The 18,955-nt window shown below is 58.9% G+C and carries 20 protein-coding genes; 4 read left to right on the top strand and 16 right to left on the bottom strand.

What is annotated here, in order from left to right:
* Window positions 1-66: 66 nt before the first annotated feature.
* Together BLW01_RS09590 and BLW01_RS09585 are read right to left on the bottom strand one after the other, a co-directional pair.
* Complete coding sequence (locus BLW01_RS09590) at window positions 67-681, bottom strand: LysE family translocator (RefSeq protein WP_092569286.1); 615 nt, start codon at window positions 679-681, stop codon at window positions 67-69.
* A gap of 15 nt (window positions 682-696) precedes the next feature.
* Complete coding sequence (locus tag BLW01_RS09585; protein ID WP_092569285.1) at window positions 697-1,530, bottom strand: AraC family transcriptional regulator; 834 nt, start codon at window positions 1,528-1,530, stop codon at window positions 697-699.
* Window positions 1,531-1,814: 284 nt separating this feature from the next.
* On the opposite strand from BLW01_RS09585, the gene BLW01_RS09580 reads away from it, so the two are divergent.
* The gene (locus tag BLW01_RS09580) at window positions 1,815-2,291 is read left to right on the top strand and encodes an anthrone oxygenase family protein (RefSeq protein WP_092569284.1); all 477 of its coding nucleotides are present in this window, start codon (window positions 1,815-1,817) and stop codon (window positions 2,289-2,291) included.
* A gap of 27 nt (window positions 2,292-2,318) precedes the next feature.
* Here BLW01_RS09580 and BLW01_RS09575 read toward each other — a convergent pair whose 3' ends face one another.
* The gene (locus BLW01_RS09575) at window positions 2,319-3,518 is read right to left on the bottom strand and encodes a DUF1835 domain-containing protein (protein WP_092569283.1); all 1,200 of its coding nucleotides are present in this window, start codon (window positions 3,516-3,518) and stop codon (window positions 2,319-2,321) included.
* A 170-nt stretch (window positions 3,519-3,688) separates the two neighbouring features.
* Window positions 3,689-5,071 (bottom strand): CHAD domain-containing protein, encoded by a 1,383-nt coding sequence (locus BLW01_RS09570; protein ID WP_092569282.1) that lies wholly within the window; start codon window positions 5,069-5,071, stop codon window positions 3,689-3,691.
* 276 nt (window positions 5,072-5,347) lie between these two features.
* On the opposite strand from BLW01_RS09570, the gene BLW01_RS09565 reads away from it, so the two are divergent.
* Window positions 5,348-5,629, top strand: coding sequence for an inositol monophosphatase family protein (locus tag BLW01_RS09565; protein WP_175529807.1), 282 nt, complete (start codon window positions 5,348-5,350; stop codon window positions 5,627-5,629).
* A 131-nt stretch (window positions 5,630-5,760) separates the two neighbouring features.
* Here the strand turns inward: BLW01_RS09565 and BLW01_RS09560 are convergent, their stop codons facing one another.
* The 7 genes from BLW01_RS09560 to BLW01_RS09535 all read right to left on the bottom strand — a co-directional run bounded on the left by BLW01_RS09560 (window position 5,761) and on the right by BLW01_RS09535 (window position 10,803).
* On the bottom strand, window positions 5,761-6,024 hold the full coding sequence (locus BLW01_RS09560) for a Txe/YoeB family addiction module toxin (RefSeq protein WP_092569280.1): 264 nt from the start codon (window positions 6,022-6,024) through the stop codon (window positions 5,761-5,763).
* Window positions 6,021-6,263 carry a type II toxin-antitoxin system Phd/YefM family antitoxin gene (locus tag BLW01_RS09555; protein WP_087720986.1) on the bottom strand — a complete coding sequence of 81 codons (243 nt, stop codon included), beginning with the start codon at window positions 6,261-6,263 and terminating at the stop codon, window positions 6,021-6,023. Before BLW01_RS09555 ends, BLW01_RS09560 begins: the two co-directional genes overlap by 4 nt.
* Window positions 6,264-6,493: 230 nt before the next feature.
* Entirely contained in the window at window positions 6,494-7,312 is an 819-nt protein-coding gene (locus BLW01_RS09550) for a class I SAM-dependent methyltransferase (RefSeq protein ID WP_092569279.1), read from the bottom strand.
* 87 nt (window positions 7,313-7,399) lie between these two features.
* Entirely contained in the window at window positions 7,400-7,612 is a 213-nt protein-coding gene (locus tag BLW01_RS18700) for a tautomerase family protein (protein WP_229806361.1), read from the bottom strand.
* On the bottom strand, window positions 7,543-7,770 hold the full coding sequence (locus BLW01_RS18695) for a hypothetical protein (RefSeq protein WP_229806368.1): 228 nt from the start codon (window positions 7,768-7,770) through the stop codon (window positions 7,543-7,545). The genes BLW01_RS18700 and BLW01_RS18695 overlap by 70 nt, the downstream gene beginning before the upstream one ends.
* On the bottom strand, window positions 7,763-9,028 hold the full coding sequence (locus BLW01_RS09540; RefSeq protein ID WP_092569278.1) for an MFS transporter: 1,266 nt from the start codon (window positions 9,026-9,028) through the stop codon (window positions 7,763-7,765). Before BLW01_RS09540 ends, BLW01_RS18695 begins: the two co-directional genes overlap by 8 nt.
* A gap of 437 nt (window positions 9,029-9,465) precedes the next feature.
* Complete coding sequence (locus BLW01_RS09535) at window positions 9,466-10,803, bottom strand: aminotransferase-like domain-containing protein (protein ID WP_092569277.1); 1,338 nt, start codon at window positions 10,801-10,803, stop codon at window positions 9,466-9,468.
* Between the two features lie 238 nt (window positions 10,804-11,041).
* Between BLW01_RS09535 and BLW01_RS09530 the strand changes: the two genes are divergently transcribed.
* Window positions 11,042-12,088, top strand: coding sequence for an MFS transporter (locus BLW01_RS09530; protein WP_268244644.1), 1,047 nt, complete (start codon window positions 11,042-11,044; stop codon window positions 12,086-12,088).
* Window positions 12,089-12,286: 198 nt separating this feature from the next.
* Here the strand turns inward: BLW01_RS09530 and BLW01_RS09525 are convergent, their stop codons facing one another.
* Together BLW01_RS09525 and BLW01_RS09520 are read right to left on the bottom strand one after the other, a co-directional pair.
* Window positions 12,287-12,652 carry a DUF427 domain-containing protein gene (locus BLW01_RS09525; protein WP_092569276.1) on the bottom strand — a complete coding sequence of 122 codons (366 nt, stop codon included), beginning with the start codon at window positions 12,650-12,652 and terminating at the stop codon, window positions 12,287-12,289.
* Between the two features lie 19 nt (window positions 12,653-12,671).
* On the bottom strand, window positions 12,672-13,109 hold the full coding sequence (locus BLW01_RS09520) for a nucleoside deaminase (RefSeq protein WP_092569275.1): 438 nt from the start codon (window positions 13,107-13,109) through the stop codon (window positions 12,672-12,674).
* A 135-nt stretch (window positions 13,110-13,244) separates the two neighbouring features.
* On the opposite strand from BLW01_RS09520, the gene BLW01_RS09515 reads away from it, so the two are divergent.
* Window positions 13,245-13,997 carry a DUF1499 domain-containing protein gene (locus tag BLW01_RS09515; protein ID WP_092569274.1) on the top strand — a complete coding sequence of 251 codons (753 nt, stop codon included), beginning with the start codon at window positions 13,245-13,247 and terminating at the stop codon, window positions 13,995-13,997.
* A gap of 47 nt (window positions 13,998-14,044) precedes the next feature.
* On the opposite strand, the gene BLW01_RS09510 is transcribed toward BLW01_RS09515, so the two are convergent.
* The 3 genes from BLW01_RS09510 to BLW01_RS09500 form a co-directional block, all read right to left on the bottom strand.
* Window positions 14,045-15,502 (bottom strand): catalase, encoded by a 1,458-nt coding sequence (locus BLW01_RS09510; protein ID WP_229806319.1) that lies wholly within the window; start codon window positions 15,500-15,502, stop codon window positions 14,045-14,047.
* A gap of 259 nt (window positions 15,503-15,761) precedes the next feature.
* A complete protein-coding gene (locus tag BLW01_RS09505) occupies window positions 15,762-16,730 on the bottom strand; it encodes a magnesium transporter CorA family protein (protein ID WP_092569272.1) in 969 nt (322 codons plus the stop codon).
* 93 nt (window positions 16,731-16,823) lie between these two features.
* The gene (locus tag BLW01_RS09500; RefSeq protein WP_092569271.1) at window positions 16,824-18,947 is read right to left on the bottom strand and encodes a methyl-accepting chemotaxis protein; all 2,124 of its coding nucleotides are present in this window, start codon (window positions 18,945-18,947) and stop codon (window positions 16,824-16,826) included.
* Window positions 18,948-18,955: the final 8 nt, after the last annotated feature.

Raw genomic sequence — 18,955 nt, 5'->3', positions numbered from 1 at the left:
ATAGGGTATTGTATTTATCGACGAAAAGCTGGCCGCCGCCGTCGACCGCCTCGGCGAAGTCACCCTTCAACCGGCGCCCCTCGAGAGAGGCAGCCAAACGTGCTCGTAACCGATCGATAGGGAAACACCCACCAGTAGTACTGCCATCGCCAGACTGAACGCTTTGAGAATTGCCGGGTTTTCGATTCGTTGCCCTACAACGGCACCCACCAGCGCATAACTGCCGGGCGCCCCGACCGCCAACGCAGCCAGCCCAAGCGACCAGAGCATCAGGCTGATGCCGTGGATGCCTACGGCAGGAAATTGGATCGTCGCGATCGGTAGTGTCGCTACCACGCCCTTGGGGTTGCAGAGCTGCATGATCAGGCCATCACGCAAGCGAAGTACACGCGGCGCTTGCCGTGCGGTGCCCAGGTCGATGCTTGATCTGGCGATCTTGATGGCAAGATAGAAGATATACCCGCAGCCCACCGCCCCAATAATGGCAAGCATATCGCCGCGCACCCAGGCCGCACCGGCCCAGCCAAACACCACGAACAGTAACAACATGGCCAGCCCCACCCCGAAGTAAAACCCCAGCGAGGTTCTGGCCTGTCCATTGAGCCCGGCATTCAGGCCGAGCAGGTTCACTGGCCCAGGCGTGTACATGACGCCCAGGGCATAGGCGACGATCTCTAACATGGGTAGTGCCTTGGATTACTGGGTGACGCTGCGCTGGTACTGGTACGGCGTCTTGCCGTAGATGCGCTTGAAGCGGCGGTTGAAATGGCTGAGGTCGGTAAAGCCGTAGCGGAAGGCCGCTTCGCTTGGCGCCAGGCCGGCCTCTAGGGCGCTACGCGCGGCATTGGCCCGGCAACTCAATATGTACTGGTGCGGCGTGATGCCGAACTGCTGACGGAACAGGCGCAAGAAGTGATACTTCGAGAGATGCGCCGCTTGGCTGACCTCGTCCAGCGACAGATCCGCCTCCAGATGCGCGAGAATGTACTCCTTGGCGCGCAGCAGCAGTGCATCTGGCCGGCTCATTCTACCGTCGGGCTGGAACTGGCCGGCACGCTGCACCAGGCGCGTTGCCATGCGATGCAAGGCGTGCTCCTGATCGATGCGGGTGCCCGCCTGGTGGGTCACCAGATGCGCCAGCTCGAGAATGGCCTGGCGTAGCTCGGGGTCCGCCAGCAGGGTTTCGCTGGCCCTGAATCGGGCGGCCCGCTCGCATCCCGCCGCATCGGCGAACGATGCCTCGAGCTGGGAGGTGGGCACGTAGATCATCACATACCCCAGCGTGCTGTCGTCGCCCGGGTGCCCATCGTACACTTGCTCGGGATTGAACTGGATGACGTTACCGGGCGGGCTGCGATGAAACTGCCCGCCACTGAAGAAATCCTGCCGTCCGGCAAGGGTCACGCCGAAGGCGTACTCCTCATGGGCATGACGATCGTAGCTGAAATCGCTCAGCGCCGCCTGGAGCACCGTGAGTTCGGGTATTTGTCGACTCTTGAAGTAGTCGAACCGGCTGGATGTTTTCGTCATGCCACACCTCCCTGAACACCTTACAGAGATAGCTTATGCCGAACCTCAAGGGAAGACTTGGACATTATTGCGGAAAGTCTGAGACGCGACGCTCGGAGCGTAAGAAAGCGATGCCTGCTTCTGCCACACACCCGGCCAATGCCAGGCCATCCTTGCCTGGACTGTCGAAATCATCATATCCCGTCCGACTAGAAGAAAATGGTTGGATGGATCCAGCGAGCATGGCCAAGCAAGAGGCCGCGAGCTGACGGGGCGACACCCATAACTTGAGGGAGGCAAGTGCCATGCTGTCGTTGCTGCTTTGGTTTTCCGCCATCGGCTGTGGTCTCATCGCCGGACTCTACTTCGCCTTTTCGGCCTTCATCATGAAGGCGCTCGGTCGTATCGACCCGGGCGCTGGTATGGCCGCCATGAACGAGATCAACAAGGTGATCCTCGGCTCGCTGTTTATGCCGCTGTTCTTCGGCACGACGATTGTCGGCGCGGTGCTCGCGGCTCTCTCCCTGCTGCGCTGGAGCGAGCCGGGGGCGGTGCCGATGCTGTTTGGCGGTGTGATCTACGTCGCCGGCATGTTCGGTGTCACCCTGCTCGGCAACGTGCCTCTCAACAACGAACTGGCGAGAGCCAAGGCAACTGGCGATGGCGATGCAGACGACGTCTGGAGGCGCTACCTGAAGGCGTGGACCTTTTGGAACCATGTGCGCACGGTCGCCTCGACAGTCGCTTGCGGCTGCTTCATCGCGGCGCTGCTGAACTTGTAAGGTGTATCTACCAGGCAGCCATAGCATTTAAATTCGAATACCGCCCACCCATCGCGCGCCGGGAGCATACGCCAGCCAATTACGTCGCCCTGCGAGCACTTCCCTGCCCAGGTCCATCAAGGCAAGTCGGCGGTGGGGCCATTCCAAGTGGGTATCAGTGATGTCGAGCGCCGGTTGCGGTGCCGTGACCAACGGCTGGATCAACCACCAGAACATCAGGTCGCCCAGGTAGGGTAACGGTTCGTACTCGCGCATCAGGTAGGAAAACGCCTTGCCGACTGGTAAGGGGCCGTGATCGCGTACGATCTCGAGCGTGAGGCGTTCGGTCAGGCCGAGGCCGGTGTCTGGTTCTGGCAGTTCCTGCAGATGGCGTTCGAGCGCCTTGCCCATCATCGGCAGGGCCGGCGTACCGGTGTTGACCAGCGCTTCCAAGGGTTCGGGGCGCTCGGCCGTTAGCGCCGCCCAGGCTTGCGTTCCCAGCTCAAGCAAAGGCACCTCCACTGACCTGCGCTGTCGCCATAGCCAGGCCAACAGGTCAGGGGCGAGTTGGCCGATGCCGATGAAGCGCTCCACGCCGGGTATCGCCTCCACCGCTACCAGCTCAATTCTGGCCGTGGGCGTGTTTGCATGCAGGTGGTGCAACAGGAAGGCCAGCAGCAGTTGGTCGTAACTGTCATGTTCGAACCACAGTACTACCCGCTCGTAGCGATCCAGACCGTTCAATGTCTCGTAGCTTTTGCGCAGCCGCGCCAGGGCATCTCGCTCGGCCATGCCGGAAACTTCCGCAAGAAAACCGGCGCGCAGGCGCAACAGTTCATTGGGAGGCAGGTCACGCAGCGGACCGATACAGAAGGGGTCGGAGAACTCCAGGAAATCCCCGATGAAGCCGGCGGTACGCAGGGTATGCTCGATATCCGATCCACAGCGAATATGCAGGGTGGCCATATCACGGTCGCCGCGATCGGCAGCCAGGCGCCGCGAGACATCCAGCGATTCGATATGCGCCTTGAGCCTGGGCCAACTGGGGAAGCCGCATTCGCGCGCAATTACGAACTGGGTATCGGTGAGTCGCAAGGGCGTCTCACGCGGCGGGATGTGGCGGAGGATCCGCACCAGGGCGTCCGGATCGTCAGCTCGCGCTGCCTTGAGTAGTTCCTTGGCGCGCTTGCGCTGCTGTTCGAGGTTGAAACGGCCGTGTGACGTGGCGTCAGACCGGGGCGTCGTCATACGATTCCCTCCATGCGCCTGTGTCCGCCAGCCAGGCTGGGAGTCGTATGGAAACATCGATGTGAAACGATGGGCGCAGCCCTTTCCGCGGACGGGGACGCCTATGCGGCGCTCTCTTTAGCCTCTCTCGAACACGGGGAAGTGTCAATCAGATGCGATCCATAGGCTGGTCAGTGCTCAAGAGACTCCTCTGCTCTGGCCAGCGGCTCCAGCGCGATGATCTCCTCGCGTAGCGCCTGCTTCTCCGCCTCCAGCGCGGCCAGCCAGTCGGCACAGGCTTGACGCCGCTCGGACGCCTCACCGGCGGCATCGATGAAGGCCTGGACCCAGGCCTGGCGGGTGCACATGTCCTGCAGGTCACCGAGCAGGGTCTGGCGCCGCTTCAGGCCCGCCAGGAATGCCTTGTTACGGACGGGATCCAACTCAGCCAGATAGCGGATGCGCTTGACCGTCTTGCGCAGCTCGTGGAAGGCAGCGTCATCGGATTCGAGGGTGAGCGCCCCCAGATCGCAATCGTGGCGCGCGATACGATCGGCCAGCACCGCCTCCACGCGTGCCGACTTGAGCTTACGCAGCGCTTTGCTCAGTTTCTTGGACGCGAGAACATCTTCCCAACGCCGCATGTCCTCGGCGTAGTCGGGCTCCGCCAACTGTCGACACAGCATCGCATGTCGTTCCTCCGCCTGGGCATTCAGCCAGTCAACGAGATCGTTGCGGACGTGTTCCGCCAGCGGCGGCGGTGTCTGCCTCAGACTCTCCAGGAACACGTCCAGGTCGCGCAGGTCGCTAGTGGCCTGAGCGCGTCGCTTTAGCCGCTTGAGCGCCTTCTTCAGGCCGGGCACCTTGGTGGTGGCCTGCAACGACTCGCCGATCGCGCGACTGCGGCGCAGATTGACGCGATACTGGTGCAGGAACTCGGGATCGAGACCGGCGATCACCCCGGGCTCCAGAGCTCTGACCCGCCGGTAATAGTGGTTCAGCAGGCCGAGGATTCGTTGGGAGAGACTGGCCTCGTCGAGATCGGGTGCCTTGGGTGTCTGTTTCTTGAAGAGCGCATGGCTTGCTTCGGCAGGTACCAGGCGGCTGACCTGCTCGGCGCTGTGCTTCTCCAGCAACTGCCAGGGGACGTCAGGCAGTGATATGTGCAGCATGCCACCAGTCGGCAGCGACTCCGGAGCGTCGCGGCAGAGCCAGCGCGCGAGCGTCTCCAACGCCGGGTTATGGCCGATGATCAGCACCCGCTCGACTTCAGCCGGACGTTCACGTAACCATTCGAGTAGCGGCTGCTTGTCGAAGGTGTAGAGGGTATCGTGGAAAGCGGCTCGCTCGGTCAGGGTCTCGGACAGCTGGGCTTCCACTCCCTCCAGCGTCTCGCGCGTGCGCTGCGCACTGCTGACGAGGATCTCGCCTGACAGGGCGTTCCACCCTCGCAGGGCTTGGGCCATGGCCGCCGCCTGCCTCTCGCCGCGCCGACTCAGCGGCCGTTGGTGATCGGTCATGTCGCCACGAGCCTGCTTCGCCTTGGCATGGCGCATCAAGTAGAGCTCCGGCATCCTCTCGACCTCCTGAACGCACTCTCAAATTGCCAGCTTTTCAAGGTGGTGCAGAAAGCAGTATAGCTACTAGCCCTGTCCCTTCGCTGAAGGTGTGCAATCGCCTCGTGGGACAAATGCTGCCAAACGCCAGTTCCACCATCGACCTTCAATGGCTATAGATCGCCTTGCCCCGCTTCCACTCAAAGCGATCCAGTCCTTCTCCCTGTTATCAAACCGCCACACTTCCGCTGCTACCATGGCATTGACCCCCTCATGTCGTTACCAGGAGGCAGCATGCTCAATGAACGCGAGATAGCTCTGGCCGAAGTGGTCAAGCAGGCGGCACGTGTCGCCGGGCGCATTCTGAGGGAAGGCTTCCAGGGTGATGACGACATCGACTTCCAGTACAAAGGCGCCTCTGACTTCGTCACACACTACGACTTACGTGCAGAACAAGCCATCATCACTGAAATTCGCCGTGAATTTCCTCAAGTCGGTTTTCTGGGAGAGGAATCGGGTAAAACCCTCACGACAGACACTGACTATTTCCAAGAAGTACACATCCGTTCTGAATGATTAGAACACCGACCCCAACTTGCGGTGAAGACATACAGAAATACCTTTTTGTGGCTAACGCGGAGCTTTGCGGCAATTTTGGAACCGCGCAGCGGTGGGAAAATTGTCCGGCAACATCGGCTGGTTCTGTATTATTCGTAGTGGCTCCAGAGCCTGATAACTTTCACCACCCGCTCGTCGTCGAGCACCTGGTAAACCAGACGATGCTGAATATTGATGCGGCGTGAATAGGCACCCGCAAGGTCACCAATGAGCTTCTCAAACGGAGGCGGCTTGCGGTATGGATCGTCCGCTATCAGCGCTAACAGTTCCTGAGCTTTTGGTTTGAGGCCGCTGGAGGCCAACTTCTTTGCATCTTTCTGAGCTTGTTTGGTGTAAACCAACTTCCATGTCACCAGTCCAGCTCCTCATCGCATTCATCCACAGAGGTTTCCATCCCCTCACGAATAGACTCCCGCATACCTGGTACGGAGAGCAGGTAAAGTGTTTCCTGAATTGCAGACCAGTCTTCCTCGGAAACCAGGACGGCCTTGTTCCGCTTACCCATGATGACAATTGGCTGGTGAGACTCGGCGGTCTCGTCAATCAACCGATATAGGTTGCTGCGCGCCTCGGTTGCTGTAATTCCGGTCATGACGCACCTCTTGCGTGTTCAACTTTCTACCAATTGTACGCCTTTGGGTACGTACGTAAAGACGAACGTCCTGCAAACTATTCAGCATTCCTTCGCCGTCGTATGTTGCCTGAGGGGCATCTGCTTTAGGACATAACGGTACGCATCAGCCGCCACGTTCAGCCGTCGGCTGCATGCGTTTGTTGGGCGGATCATCTGAGTCAATGTTCTAGAACCATTTCTTTCCACGCCTAGGCACGGGTGGCTACCGTCAGGAGGTATCGGTTTTCGACAACTGCCGTGCCGTCCAACGCGCGGTTGTAGCGGCTAAACACCTCATGCAGGTCTCTACGGAGACTGTCGCGGGCTTTCTCACTGGACGCACTGGACGCGCGGATAGCTGGGCCGAAATAGTTGAGAAATACGTCGACCGCGTGGTCAACGGATCGGTAGTACTGCAGGGCCGTACACTCCTCGCTGTCGATGGAACTCGTGCCGGCTCCGAGCAGCTCGTCGAGGCCGGCCTCGGTACCCCAACGCAACGGCGGATTGATACCGGGCGGCGGGGGCATGTACTTTGCAATCGTGGCGAAGAAGTCTCCGCTCCAGCCTTTCGATATCGGCGTGGCTAGGCCGATCCTGCCATCCGGGCGACAGACCCGCAGCATCTCCGACGCCGCTCGCTCCTGATCCGGGGCGAACTGCACGCCGTAGACGGATAGTATTACGTCGAAGCTTGCGTCCTGGAACGGCAAGGCCTGTGCGTCGGCCACACGGAAGTCCACATCGAAGCCCTCGGCGGCAGCTCGACGCTTGGCCCGTTCAACCAGTGTCGGAACGTAATCAACACCCGCAACTTCGCAGTACCTCCGTGCGGCGACCAGTGCTGCAGTTCCACTTCCGCAGGCGATGTCCAGCACTCGATTGCCTCCGTGGGGATCTACCGCCGCACAGAGGGCTTCGGCCATGACGATGTTCTGCCGTGCGATCTCGTGAAAGTCGCCTGTGGCCCAGACCTCCTTTTGGCGCGCGGTAACCGCTTGGTAATCAATGTCTTTCTTCTGACTCATACAGTGTTCTCCCATGGCACACGCGGCGCTTCTGGAGATATCGACGAGAGCAAGATCCACCCAACGCTTGTGTTTAGCGGCATCCCGTCAGGGGCGTCCGGTGGACGGCCGCCAGGCCGGGAACGTACTTAAGCGACCTGTATCCACGGATGATATGCCAACCACGGACTCAATCTTGCTGAAGAGCTCCTTGATCAAAGCTTTCTGGGTCTCGGGAGCGCGACCCTGGATCATGTTGATCTCAATGACAGTGTAGGCTGGTGTTCTGCCGCCCGGGTAATAAAAATCCTCCGCATCCAGCGGGATGAAACGATGGCACGCTTGTCTTCCGGCATGCCGAGCACGGACTGCATGCATCCGTGAATGACCTCGGAGAGCTGAGCCTTGACCGGATTCAGGTGTTCCTTGATTCCATAAATGACTAAAATCGCCGCTACCGTGTCCGACCGGTTATCCATCCTGTCGCATTTCCTCCTGAGCGGTTCGCCTGGCCTCTTCATTACGTTGTTTCTGCCGATACCCATACGTTGCATTACGCACCGTTTCTTCATCCTCGAGACCGGCACCGATGGCGCCGACAATCGTGGCAATGGAGGTCGCGAGCCAGGCCAGGACGAAATAGTTGTCGATTCCCACGCGGCTGCCCAGCTCCGATTCCAGCATATCGGCGGGAATGAAAACGAGTACTGCCAGACTGAAAAGCATCAGCAGAATCGCGTAGTAAAAGATGACGCCAGCCATGAGGGTCAGGATAGTGACGACATTATAGAGTCCGGCGATATACGGTGAGGAGGCTTTGCCGACCCTTTCCCACAAGCCATGGGCAACGATGATCCATGCCACCATCGCGACCAACGCAACTGACATCAATGCAATCAGCCGCCAACCACCATAATGGTCGCTGAGTTGCCATAGTGTGGGAAACATGAGCCCGTAGGCACCCGTGGCAAATGCCACCGCAATGATGCTCTTGAATGCCGGGAATATTTTCCAGGGACGGTTGGCCCGTACCATGCCCGTCAGGATGCGCAGATTGCCATTGATCCGGGAATCTGCGATGAAACGCACATCGATCGGGCCCTGACTATCCGTGTAAGAGATACGCCGAATGGGAAACAGGACTTCATACACATGTCGTCCAAACAGCTTCCATGCGCCCTTGCCACGCAGACTGACGTCCACCTTGTCGGACTTTTCCGTCTGCCGCTCCTGACGTGTACGCGCCGCTTCCGAACTGCCGTGGCGCATCTCGTTGACCAGCTGCAGAATGGCTTCCCGCAGACGACGTCGTTTGGATGTGGCGCCGAACGTCGGCAATGAAATCAAGCCGACCCCATAGGCCTTGCTCGCTTCAGCGACGACATACCGTTCGCTCTTACGGATCGGCAAGTCGGTAATGCAGACGGCATAATCCCATCGGTAGGAGGATTTATACTCACGGGTCTTATCCAGGATGGAGGCGAAGTCTTCCGCGCCTCCGGTTACCGGATCGACAACGACGCGCACACTCCACTCGTATCGGTTGTCGACGTAATTGGCAAGCAATTCAGGTAATTGACCAGCGATCTTGTCAGCCAACTCGGCGGGTAGTTCGGGAGCCGGCACCAGCCCCAGTACGATCGGCCCCGTATCGGCGCCGCCATCATCAGGGGCCGACCATGAGTCATCCCCGCCACTGTGTCCGTGCGAGCCAACATCATGCTCCGTATATGCCATGGGCGCATCCTCCTTGAATGTTGACCATCAGCCAAGTTCGATATCGACTAGCAGGCAAACCCTCTCGTCACTCTCTGTGACCCACGACCTCCTCGATACGCGTGGCATCAAACGCGATGCTGCCAAATACCGGCTCCACCATCGACATGCAATGGTCATAGATCGCCTTGCCCCGCTTCCACTCAAGGAGATGCCATGAAGCATGGGCCAGTCTCACGGCCAGCAAGCAAGACTACAGAGAAAGTCCATCTACAAATTGGCTTTCAAAAAACAGAACCGCGTCTCGGATGATGAGAGAGACGTTCTCTATCGCAGCACTGACTCGGCTTCCTTGACCAGAGCTTACCATTCCGCCTGACGAGCAACATCGGCTAGGTCGAGTGGCAGTCGAGCGCGCTCCCCCCGGGGTAAAGTCACAGTCTGATATCGCCACCAACTTAAAGATCCTCTTGGGCACGGAGCATTTCCTCGCGAACACAGTCAAGCGCCTTCCGGAGCTGATCCTCTTTCACACCACCAAACGCCACGCGAAGGGCCTGCGGTACGGCCTCGGTCACAGCAAAAGCGCTTCCTCCTGAAACCGCAAAACCCTTGGCGATCAGTCTGGTGATAATCGGCTCGGCTCGTTGCCTGCTGTCGAGTGGCAACCAGGCAAAGCTTGCGTTTCTGTGTGATATGACCGTAATACCCTGTAGGTGCTCACGACAGATCTGCTGTCGGTAGGCCCCATCACGCCGTCGGTTCTCCTCAGACCTCTCAAGCGTACCGTCTTCGATCCAGCCAATGATCAATGCCGAAATAATAGCTGGGACATTCCAAGTCGTGGCTCTGATAGCAAGTGAGAGCTCATCCACATGGTCCTTCGGAGCGATGACATATCCGAGACGTAAGCCAGTACCAATGCTCTTCGAAAAGCCACCGACATGGAAGGTTCTCTCCGGTGCGAACTCAAGAAGGCTCGCGGGAGGGCAAGGCTCAAGAAATGCATAGGCTGCATCTTCGATGATGATGAGATCATGCCTGCGGGCTACCGCCACGATCTGGCGCCTTCGTTCCTCGCTCATCACGGTACCGAGGGGATTATGGACTGTGGGCATCAGATAAACGGCTCTGATTTTTCCACATCGACACAGCCGATCGAGATCATCTGGATCCATCATGCCCTCGCTCGAGGCTACCGCCGTCAAGTTGAGCCCGTGCAAGGCAGCTACTGTCTTAAAACCTGTATATGTCAGGGCATCAGTAGCTACGACTTCGCCTGTTTTGAACAGCGCGAGCACAACAGTTGAAAGCCCATGCTGGGCACCGGAGACGATCAGGAACTGGTCCCAGGAGAACGCCCCCAAGGTCTTTGCCAGGTGATCGGCGAGGATCTTGCGCTCATGCGGCCGCCCGCCATGCGGCTGATAACGCAGCATAGCTTCCAGATCCCCGGCCGCAGCTATACGCTTAAGGCCGGAGCGCAAGAACTCCACATCACAATCAGCCCCGGGCATGTTGAATACAAGATCCACCAGGCCGTCAGCGGCAGTTTGCTCAACGCCAAGAGTTAGGGGAACACTAGGGTCTTTAACAAAAACACCCCTACCGTGCTCCCCGACAATCAAGCCTCGATCTTCTAGCTCACGATATGCGCGGGTCGCAGTTGCCAAGGCCACTCCATGATCCTGTGCAAATTGCCGATGAGTGGGAAGCTTCTCTCCAGGCGCTAAATCCCCCTCGTGAATCCTCGTTGCAATGGTGTCAGCGAGTTGTAGGTAACGGATCTTTGGCATCTTGGTCACTGAATGCTTTGGTTGAGTGTAATTAGTACAATAAAAAAATTGTATCAGAAAAAATTCGGTGACAAACTTCCTTAGGCTCGCAACTAGGGAGGGTTTCCGATGCCACGATCCATTGCAGTCATCCTGCTTTCATTGTGCCTCTTCACAGTCACCTTCGCGGTCAACCTTCAGGCTCCGCTCTATAGCGCCTATACAGCTGAAAGTTCGATGGGAGCAACGGCTGTGACGATTGTCTTTTGCAGCATATGTCGCCGGGTTAATGCCTACACTGATGTTTATCGGCGGCCTGTCAGACAGGATAGGGCGCAGACCCCCTGTTATCATCGCTCTTATTCTCGGGGGCCTCGGTACTCTTGCACTCGTTGTGGCACCGGGCTGGGTTTCGCTGGTACTAGCGAGATGTTGCCTCGGAATTGGCACTGGGCTGGCTACAACAGCTGGTACTGCCTACATGACTGAGATCATGGAGGAGCACCAAGTAAAGCGTGCAGCCCTTATCATCACCTCTTCGACTACGTTGGGATTCGGAGGCGGGGCCTTGGCGACAGGCATTAGCCTATCCCTACAGGGGCAAACCTTCTTTCCCTTTAGCTTCGCATTACTCTTCGTAGCTGTTCCACTGCTGGCGATCCTTGCCACCAAACTGCCACGGTGCGATGACCCCAAAGAGGTATCCCTACTCCGACTACCCGTATTTCCATCCAGCACTTGGCCATATGGCGCCGCGATGGGGGTAGCGTGGTCCGCCACAGGAATGACAATTGCAGTCGTTCCTTTGGAACTACAGCTGCATGGTCTGGGCAACTGGACTGGTTTAGTGATTTTCCTTGCTATTTTCGTCGGCTTCCTGTGCCAGCCCCTAGCAAGACGCCTAAGCAACCCCACAGCACTCGGGCTCGGCTTCTTTCTGGTCCCCACCGGATATGCGGCATTACTTGCCGGCAGTTGGAGTCACTCGATTTTGCTAGTGCTTGTCGGGGCTGCTGTCACGAGTGCGGCCAGTTATGGATTTAGCTATCTGGCGGCGTTATCGGAGTTCTCTATACGAGCACCTGAAAACCGTGCTCGAGCATCCGCAGGACTTTTTGTCTATGCATATGTTGGTTTTTCTATTCCTGTGATTGCGAGCGGTATTTTGGCCGATCGCTACGGAGTGTTACAGGCCATGATTATTTTTGGGAGTGCATTACTGCTCACAACCTTCATTGTGGTCTGGGCTTGGCAGAGGACCCCTACAAACTCTGACCGGCTTACGGCATCAGCAGACACACCTTGACCTCTGCACGTGGCCATGCCCTGACCCGTAACGACCTAAATTCTGGGTCAGGGGCACTCAAGTGTTTTCTCGAATGGGTAGCCATCAATTGTTACTATTACAAGCTATTCTCCCCCGCCTCGGAAGTTTGACATTCACCTTCTTCAACAGAAGAAAAATGTACACGAAGCGTCATTGCCAAGCTGGGCAGTCCCTTGCTTACGCTCTGTTACCCACAACCTCCTCGATACGCGTAGCATCAAATGCGATGCGGTTTTCGATTGCCGCCATGGCAGCGAACGGTTGCTCGTAACTCCAGGCGACATCGAAGAGCATTTCTCCATTATCGAGCTGAATACTGTAATAACTGGCATCGCCCTTGAAGGGGCAGTGAGTGACTGTCTCCGAGCGGACCAGCCGTTCCATGGACACATCGTCACGGGGGAGATATTGCCGGGGAGGATAGTCAGTTTCACGAAGCTCGATGGCCTGTCGTGTATCTGCAACCAGCGTCTCGCCGGCCCGGATCTGCACACGCCGGGTGTGAGGATCGAGAGCAATGCGATCGGTGGGATCGTGAATCATATCGGAAAGCTCCTGTGCGCTAGACACCAATATCTTCGTTCCACAACTCGGGCTTGGCAGCGATGAAGGCTTCCATCATCTCGATGCACTGTGAATCCTGCAGGACATCCACCGAGACGCCACGCGTTTTCAGCAACGCTTCTTCGCCCATGAAGGTTTGGTTCTCGCCAATGACGACACGCGGAATGCCGTAGAGCAGGATCGCGCCGGTGCACATGGCGCAGGGGGAAAGCGTGGTATAGAGCACCGCATCACGATAGACGGCGGCAGGTTGACGGCCGGCATTCTCGAAGGCATCCATCTCGGCGTGCAGGGTCGCACTCTGCCGTTGAACGCGGCGGTTGTGTCCGCGGCCGATGATCCGTCCGTCATGGACGATTACCGAGCCGATCGGAATCCCGCCCTCCTCCTGGCCCTGTCGCGCCTCGTCGATTGCCGCTTGCATGAACGGGTCCATCGCTATCCCTCTGATTGCAACGCCTTGTTCCAATGAGCATAACCTACCATTCTCGGAAGACAATAGGCGTCCTCGCCGCTGTGGTTTACGCTACAGCATGGACATGTGAATGGTGGATGACGGGAGTGCACGGCAATGGCAACGAGACAACGTGGTGGTCGATTCCCCTTGATCATGGGAACGCTGGCGGTCGTGCTTCTTGTACTGGCTGCCCTGCTGATGGGCATGGCCGGTCCGGCCTATCGGATGGAGTGGGTCGCGTTGGGCGACGCCTTCGAGATGCTGCGTCGTGGCGCCTATTTCGCGATCGGTGCGGGCATAGTGGCGATCATCGCCCTGCTTGTCGCCGTGATCTGTCGGCGTGCCCGGCCGGCCGTGGCCAGCGGACTGGTGATCATCGCCTGCCTCGGTCTCCTGGCCGTGCCCTGGCTGCACTGGCAACGCGCCCAGGATGCCCCTCCCATTCACGACATTACGACCGATACCGAGAACCCGCCGGCGTTCGACGCCGTCGCGGAGGCCCGAGAAGCCGCCCCCAATGCCGTGGACTACCCGGGGGAAGAGACGGCTCAGCAACAACTCGAGGCCTATCCCGACATCGGCCCCATTGTCTTGAATGCGTCACTCGACAACGTGCGCGAGGCGGCGGAAGCCGAAATGCGTGACCGGGGCTGGTCACTAGCGCAGGCCGGCGACGACACGCTCGAGGCCACTGCCACGACGACCTGGTTCGGATTCGAGGATGATGTGGTCATTCGCCTGACCGACAACGATGGGCAAGTGCGTGTCGACATGCGCTCCGCATCGCGACTGGGACGTGGCGATGCCGGTACTAATGCCGCTCGTATCAGGGATTATCTGACGGCGCTGGAGGCGCGCCTGGAGTGATGGCCGGCCCATCACCGTATCGATGACGGGCCGGACCGGTGGGTGGTTTACTTACCGCTCTTGACGGCCTCGGCGATGCGATCGCCGACCTCCTTGTCGATATTGCGCCAATACTCGAAGGCACGCTCGAGCACGGGCTGACTCACGCCATCGGAGAGGTGGCCCGACACGTTGGAGACCAGCCGGTCGCGTTGGGCATCGTCCATCACCTCACGAACGAGCGTATGCGCCTGCCCCCAGTCGTCGTCATCCTTGCGCAGGGTATAGGCATCACGCACGAACTCGCCGCTGGCGCTCCAGGTGGCCGCTTCCGGGAAGCTTTCGCTATCGGCATGCGGCCCGCCCTTGGAGTTGGGCGCATAGACCGGGTCGGAGACGTTCTGGACCCGCATCGCGCCGTCCTTGCTGTAACTATGCACCGGTACTTTGGGTGAATTGACTGGGATCTGCTTGTAGTTCACACCCAGGCGAGCCCGATGCGCATCGGCATAGGAGAACACCCGCGCCAGCAACATCTTGTCGGGACTGACACCGGTGCCCGGTACCATGTTGTTGGGCTCGAAAGCGGCCTGTTCGATCTCGGTGTGGTAATCGGTCGGATTGCGGTCCAGCGTCAGTCGGCCGACTTCGATCAGCGGATAGTCTTCATGCGGCCACACCTTGGTAAGATCGAAGGGGTTGAAGCGATAGGTTTCCGCTTCCTCGAACGGCATGACCTGCATGTACAGCGTCCAGCTCGGGTAATCACCACGTTCGATGGCGTTATACAGATCGCGCTGGTGGTAATCGCCGTCTTCCCCGGCGAGCCGGTCGGCTTCTTCCTGAGTGAGGCACTGGATGCCCTGATCTGTCTTGAAGTGATACTTGACCCAGAAACGCTCACCCGAGGCGTTGACCCACATGTAGGTATGGCTGGAATAGCCGTTCATGTGGCGCCAGCTCTTGGGAATACCTCGATCCCCCATCAGCCAGGTCACCTGGTGGGCGGACTCAGGCGAGAGCGTCCAGAAGTCCCACTGCATGTCGTGGTCGCGCAGGTTGGTATCCGCCCGGCGCTTCTGTGAACGGATGAAGTGCTGGAACTTCATCGGATCGCGCAGGAAGAAGACCGGCGTGTTGTTGCCGACCATGTCGAAATTGCCTTCCGACGTATAGAACTTCAGTGCAAAGCCGCGCGGATCGCGCCAGGTATCCGGGCTGCCCCTCTCACCGGCCACGGTGGAGAAGCGAAGCAACGTCTCCGTCTTGGTGCCCGGCTGGAAAACGGCCGCCTTGGTATACTTGCTGACATCGTTGGTTACTTCGAAATGACCGAAGGCACCGCCCCCCTTGGCGTGTGGCTGACGCTCGGGGATCCGCTCACGGTTGAAATTCGCCATTTGCTCGATGAGGTAATGATCATGGAGCACGATCGGCCCATCGCGCCCTACCGTCATCGAATGTTCATCGCTGGAAACGGGGATCCCGGCATCGTTGGTGGTGGGCTTACGGTTATCGTTCGTCACGGTCGCTCCTCCTTTTTGACTACTCGAATGCCGACGGATGACACGCTGCTCTTCCTGCGCAACGCCTGAATGGGCTGACTCGTCGGCTGAAGACATACGCCATGGTCGCACGCCACCTGCATGGGCGGCGTGCCTGTCACGTATTAAAGGTATAGATAGAAAAGCGGGACCCTGTCCAACACGTGATGATGTGTCGTGCCTATGCTACCAATAAGCCGGGGTTATCTCCCCGTCATACGGACATTCAGCCCGGCAGGTCCTAAAGCCAGCCTTTGCGCCGGAAGACATACAGCAGCCCGATCCCCATGATCAGCATGACCCCGAGCAGAATGAAGTAGCCATAGCGGAAAGCGAGTTCCGGCATGTGCTCGAAGTTCATGCCATAGATGCCTGCCAGAAACGTCATGGGCACGAAAATCGCCGTGATGACGGTCAGCACGCGCATGGTGATATTGAGTTGGTGGGACGAGATGGAAATGTAGCCGTCGATCAGGTCACCGCAGATATCATAGTACATCTGGGTCAGCGTATAGAGACGCTCGAAACGCTCGAAGACATCCGTGATGGCATGCAGCGTCTCCGGTTCCTCTCGCGAGAGATGGTGATAATCGAACGCGGTCAGTTCCTGAGTGATGCCCTTGTGATAGTTGAAGATACGCCGCATCTTCACAAGCCGTGACTTGTAGCTGATGATACGACGCATCAGCTTGTCGGTGCCGGCCTCCTGGAGTTCATCTTCCAGATCGCTGAGTTCGGTCTCGAACTCCAGCAGGCTGTCGAGGTAGAAGCCGGCGGAGATGTACATGATCTTGAGCGCCACATGCTCGGGGGATCGTCCCAGTAGCGCGTTGCCTTCATTTCCGAACAGCCGTTCGATGCTGAGCGCCTCGCCGGGGTGGAGACTGATCAGGTAGCGATCGCTGATGAAAAAGCACATCTGCTGCGGCGCATAATTGAGTTCCGCATCAAAGGAGGAGATTCCACGATAGATGATCAGGGTATGGGTCTCGAACTCCTCGATCTTGGGCGGATGGCGGTCGCGATGGGCGTCGTTGATGGCCATGGGGTGGCACTCGAACGTCTCCAGCAGCAACCGCTCACGCTCCATCGGCTCGCCCTGCATATCGATCCATATGTGACTACCGTCATCGGCGCGCCAGCGTTCAATGAGCTCTTCACCGCCCGCAAGGGATTCCCCCTCCGAGGTGACCAACAGGGTACGTATCATGATGGCTCCGTCCTTTCGTGAAACGTCGTCAGCCCCTCGACCTTAAGATACCCCCTGCGGGAATGCACCTCTGATATGCTCTGGTGGAACGGTTCACTCCCGTTCCACCTTGTCATCCTCCAGGTGCAACAGTGACATGAGGTCCGTCGAGTGGCCGTGTTGTTCACTGACCCGAAACCGGCTGACCAGCGCATGCATCTCCGCCGCCTGCTCATCGAGGGCGTGGCTGGCGGAAGACGCCTCCTGAACCAGGCCCGCATTCTGCTGGGTGACCTGATCGAGTTGAGCCACCGCCCGGTTGATCTCCTCGATACCGGTGGACTGCTCCTGAGTGGCGTCGGCAATCTCGCCGACGAAGCGAGACACACTTTCGAGGCTGTTGATGATCTCCTGAAGCTGGGTACTGGTCGATTCCACCAGCTTGGCGCCTTCACCGACCTTATCGACACTGTCGTCGACAAGTCCCCGGATCTTGCCGGCTTCATCGGCGCTGCGCTGGGCGAGCTTGCGCACTTCGGCAGCCACGACGGCAAAACCGCGCCCTTGCTCGCCCGCCCGGGCCGCCTCGACCGAGGCATTGAGGGCCAGCAGGTTGGTCTGGAAGGCGATATCGTCGATGGCACCGACGATCGTGGTGATCTTCTCGCTCGAGCCACGAATCTCGGCCATCGCCGAGTTGGTTTTCGCCGCGACCTCACCCGCGGCATGCGCTCGCTGATCGACTTCGCTGCTGGCATCCCTGGCCTGATGTGCATAATCGGCCGTCTGTTTGACGGTGGCTGTGATCTCCTCAAGACTCGACGCGGTTTCCGCCAACGAGGACGACTGCTCCTCGGTCCGTTGCGACAGATCATCGTTGCCGGTCGCGATCTGGCGGCTGTTGGCTGCGATATTGCCCGCCCCCTCTCGAATCTTGGCCACGATGCGCTCGAAGGTGCCCATCATCTGATTGAATGCCTGAGCGGTACGACCGATCTCGTCATCACGCGCCAGCTCCAGACGCATGGACAGATCGCTGTTTTCTCCGGCCTTGCCGCTGATGTTCTCCATCTGGCGACGCATCTGGGCCAGCGGCCCCAGTACCCGCACCATCGTCCGCCAGCCGAACACGGCCAGTACGATAATGACGGCCAGGGTCACGCCGATCAGCAGATAGCGACCCGCCTGGGCCAGGCTTTGCGACTGCGCTACCGCCTTCTCGGCAGTGGCGGCGGTGTAGTCCTGAAGCGCATCGAAGGCGTCACGCATCCCGTTCGAGGCCGTTTCAACGGCCGCCAGGGCCTCGCGCTCGTCATGACGCAGTTCCAGTTGCTGCTGACGCAGTGCATAGACCGAACGGTTGCCACTGATCATCAATTCATCGAGGTCATCGAGAATCGCCGACAGCGATTCGGCTCGCTCCACCTGCTCGCTGCTGGCATGAGGCGCCGAAGCGATCTGCCCCAGTGCCTGCTGCGTACTGTTGATCTGTTGTGATACTTCATTGTGACGCAGGTTGACCAGGGCATCGGTACTCTCGACCTGCATCAACTGTCGTCCGAGATCGGCCAGCAGGGCCACCGACGTCTGGACGTCCCCGCTGATCTGGGCAATGTCGGCCCGGCCGTCCAGCAGTTCCGCCAGGACCGATTCGGGAATCAAGGTCAAGCCCTCGTCGCGCAGGTCCCCGATCTGAGCGATGATCTCTCGCTGATTGCGTACCTCGGCCAGGGCGGCACGCCCCGACATGTCCTCGGCACTGACCATGACATCGCGAATCATCGACTGCATATCGTCAATCCGCTCATCCATGGTCGTCGCCAGTGCCACATGGTCCCACCGCAGGGTTTCCAGCGTTTCATCCGCCTCCATCAAGGACGCCTTGTTGGCGGCGATATCATCCAGCCGTGAGCCCTGCTCGCTGTCCAGGGTCTCGGTCAGGCGCGCTTCGGCCGATTCGAAACGCTCGAGGAGATCGTCACGGGCCGTAACGGACTCGAGTTCTTCTTCACTATCGGCACTGACCAGGCTGGCATGGCGCTGGTCGAATGCCCCCAGGACCTCGCTCATCGCCCGGCTGGCATCCTGTTGGGGCATGACCTTGTCGGTGAGAAAACGCTGGGAATCGGTCAATCGCTGATTCGATGCCAACCCGGTGGCGGCCAGAATCACGGCGCCGACCACCGCAGCCAGGAACAGTCCGATCAGCATGGCACGTAGACTTAGACTTCGTTTCATGAGGCAGC

Source organism: Aidingimonas halophila, assembly GCF_900106955.1.
Classification (GTDB): Bacteria; Pseudomonadota; Gammaproteobacteria; order Pseudomonadales; family Halomonadaceae; genus Aidingimonas; species Aidingimonas halophila.
The sequence above is the reverse complement of the archived record's forward strand: the minus strand, read 5'-3'. Positions and strand labels throughout refer to the sequence as shown.

What these genes read in the sequence shown, in the direction of transcription:
- BLW01_RS09535 (WP_092569277.1), bottom strand. Translation starts at nt 10,803, where the DNA reads ATGCCAAAGATCCGTTACCTACAACTCGCTGACACCATTGCAACGAGG.
- BLW01_RS09580 (WP_092569284.1), top strand. Translation starts at nt 1,815, where the DNA reads ATGCTGTCGTTGCTGCTTTGGTTTTCCGCCATCGGCTGTGGTCTCATC.
- BLW01_RS09555 (WP_087720986.1), bottom strand. Translation starts at nt 6,263, where the DNA reads ATGACCGGAATTACAGCAACCGAGGCGCGCAGCAACCTATATCGGTTG.
- BLW01_RS09585 (WP_092569285.1), bottom strand. Translation starts at nt 1,530, where the DNA reads ATGACGAAAACATCCAGCCGGTTCGACTACTTCAAGAGTCGACAAATA.
- BLW01_RS09590 (WP_092569286.1), bottom strand. Translation starts at nt 681, where the DNA reads ATGTTAGAGATCGTCGCCTATGCCCTGGGCGTCATGTACACGCCTGGG.
- BLW01_RS09525 (WP_092569276.1), bottom strand. Translation starts at nt 12,652, where the DNA reads ATGATTCACGATCCCACCGATCGCATTGCTCTCGATCCTCACACCCGG.
- BLW01_RS09520 (WP_092569275.1), bottom strand. Translation starts at nt 13,109, where the DNA reads ATGGACCCGTTCATGCAAGCGGCAATCGACGAGGCGCGACAGGGCCAG.
- BLW01_RS09565 (WP_175529807.1), top strand. Translation starts at nt 5,348, where the DNA reads ATGCTCAATGAACGCGAGATAGCTCTGGCCGAAGTGGTCAAGCAGGCG.
- BLW01_RS09540 (WP_092569278.1), bottom strand. Translation starts at nt 9,028, where the DNA reads ATGGCATATACGGAGCATGATGTTGGCTCGCACGGACACAGTGGCGGG.
- BLW01_RS09515 (WP_092569274.1), top strand. Translation starts at nt 13,245, where the DNA reads ATGGCAACGAGACAACGTGGTGGTCGATTCCCCTTGATCATGGGAACG.
- BLW01_RS09575 (WP_092569283.1), bottom strand. Translation starts at nt 3,518, where the DNA reads ATGACGACGCCCCGGTCTGACGCCACGTCACACGGCCGTTTCAACCTC.
- BLW01_RS18695 (WP_229806368.1), bottom strand. Translation starts at nt 7,770, where the DNA reads ATGGATAACCGGTCGGACACGGTAGCGGCGATTTTAGTCATTTATGGA.
- BLW01_RS09550 (WP_092569279.1), bottom strand. Translation starts at nt 7,312, where the DNA reads ATGAGTCAGAAGAAAGACATTGATTACCAAGCGGTTACCGCGCGCCAA.
- BLW01_RS09505 (WP_092569272.1), bottom strand. Translation starts at nt 16,730, where the DNA reads ATGATACGTACCCTGTTGGTCACCTCGGAGGGGGAATCCCTTGCGGGC.
- BLW01_RS09570 (WP_092569282.1), bottom strand. Translation starts at nt 5,071, where the DNA reads ATGCCGGAGCTCTACTTGATGCGCCATGCCAAGGCGAAGCAGGCTCGT.
- BLW01_RS09500 (WP_092569271.1), bottom strand. Translation starts at nt 18,947, where the DNA reads ATGAAACGAAGTCTAAGTCTACGTGCCATGCTGATCGGACTGTTCCTG.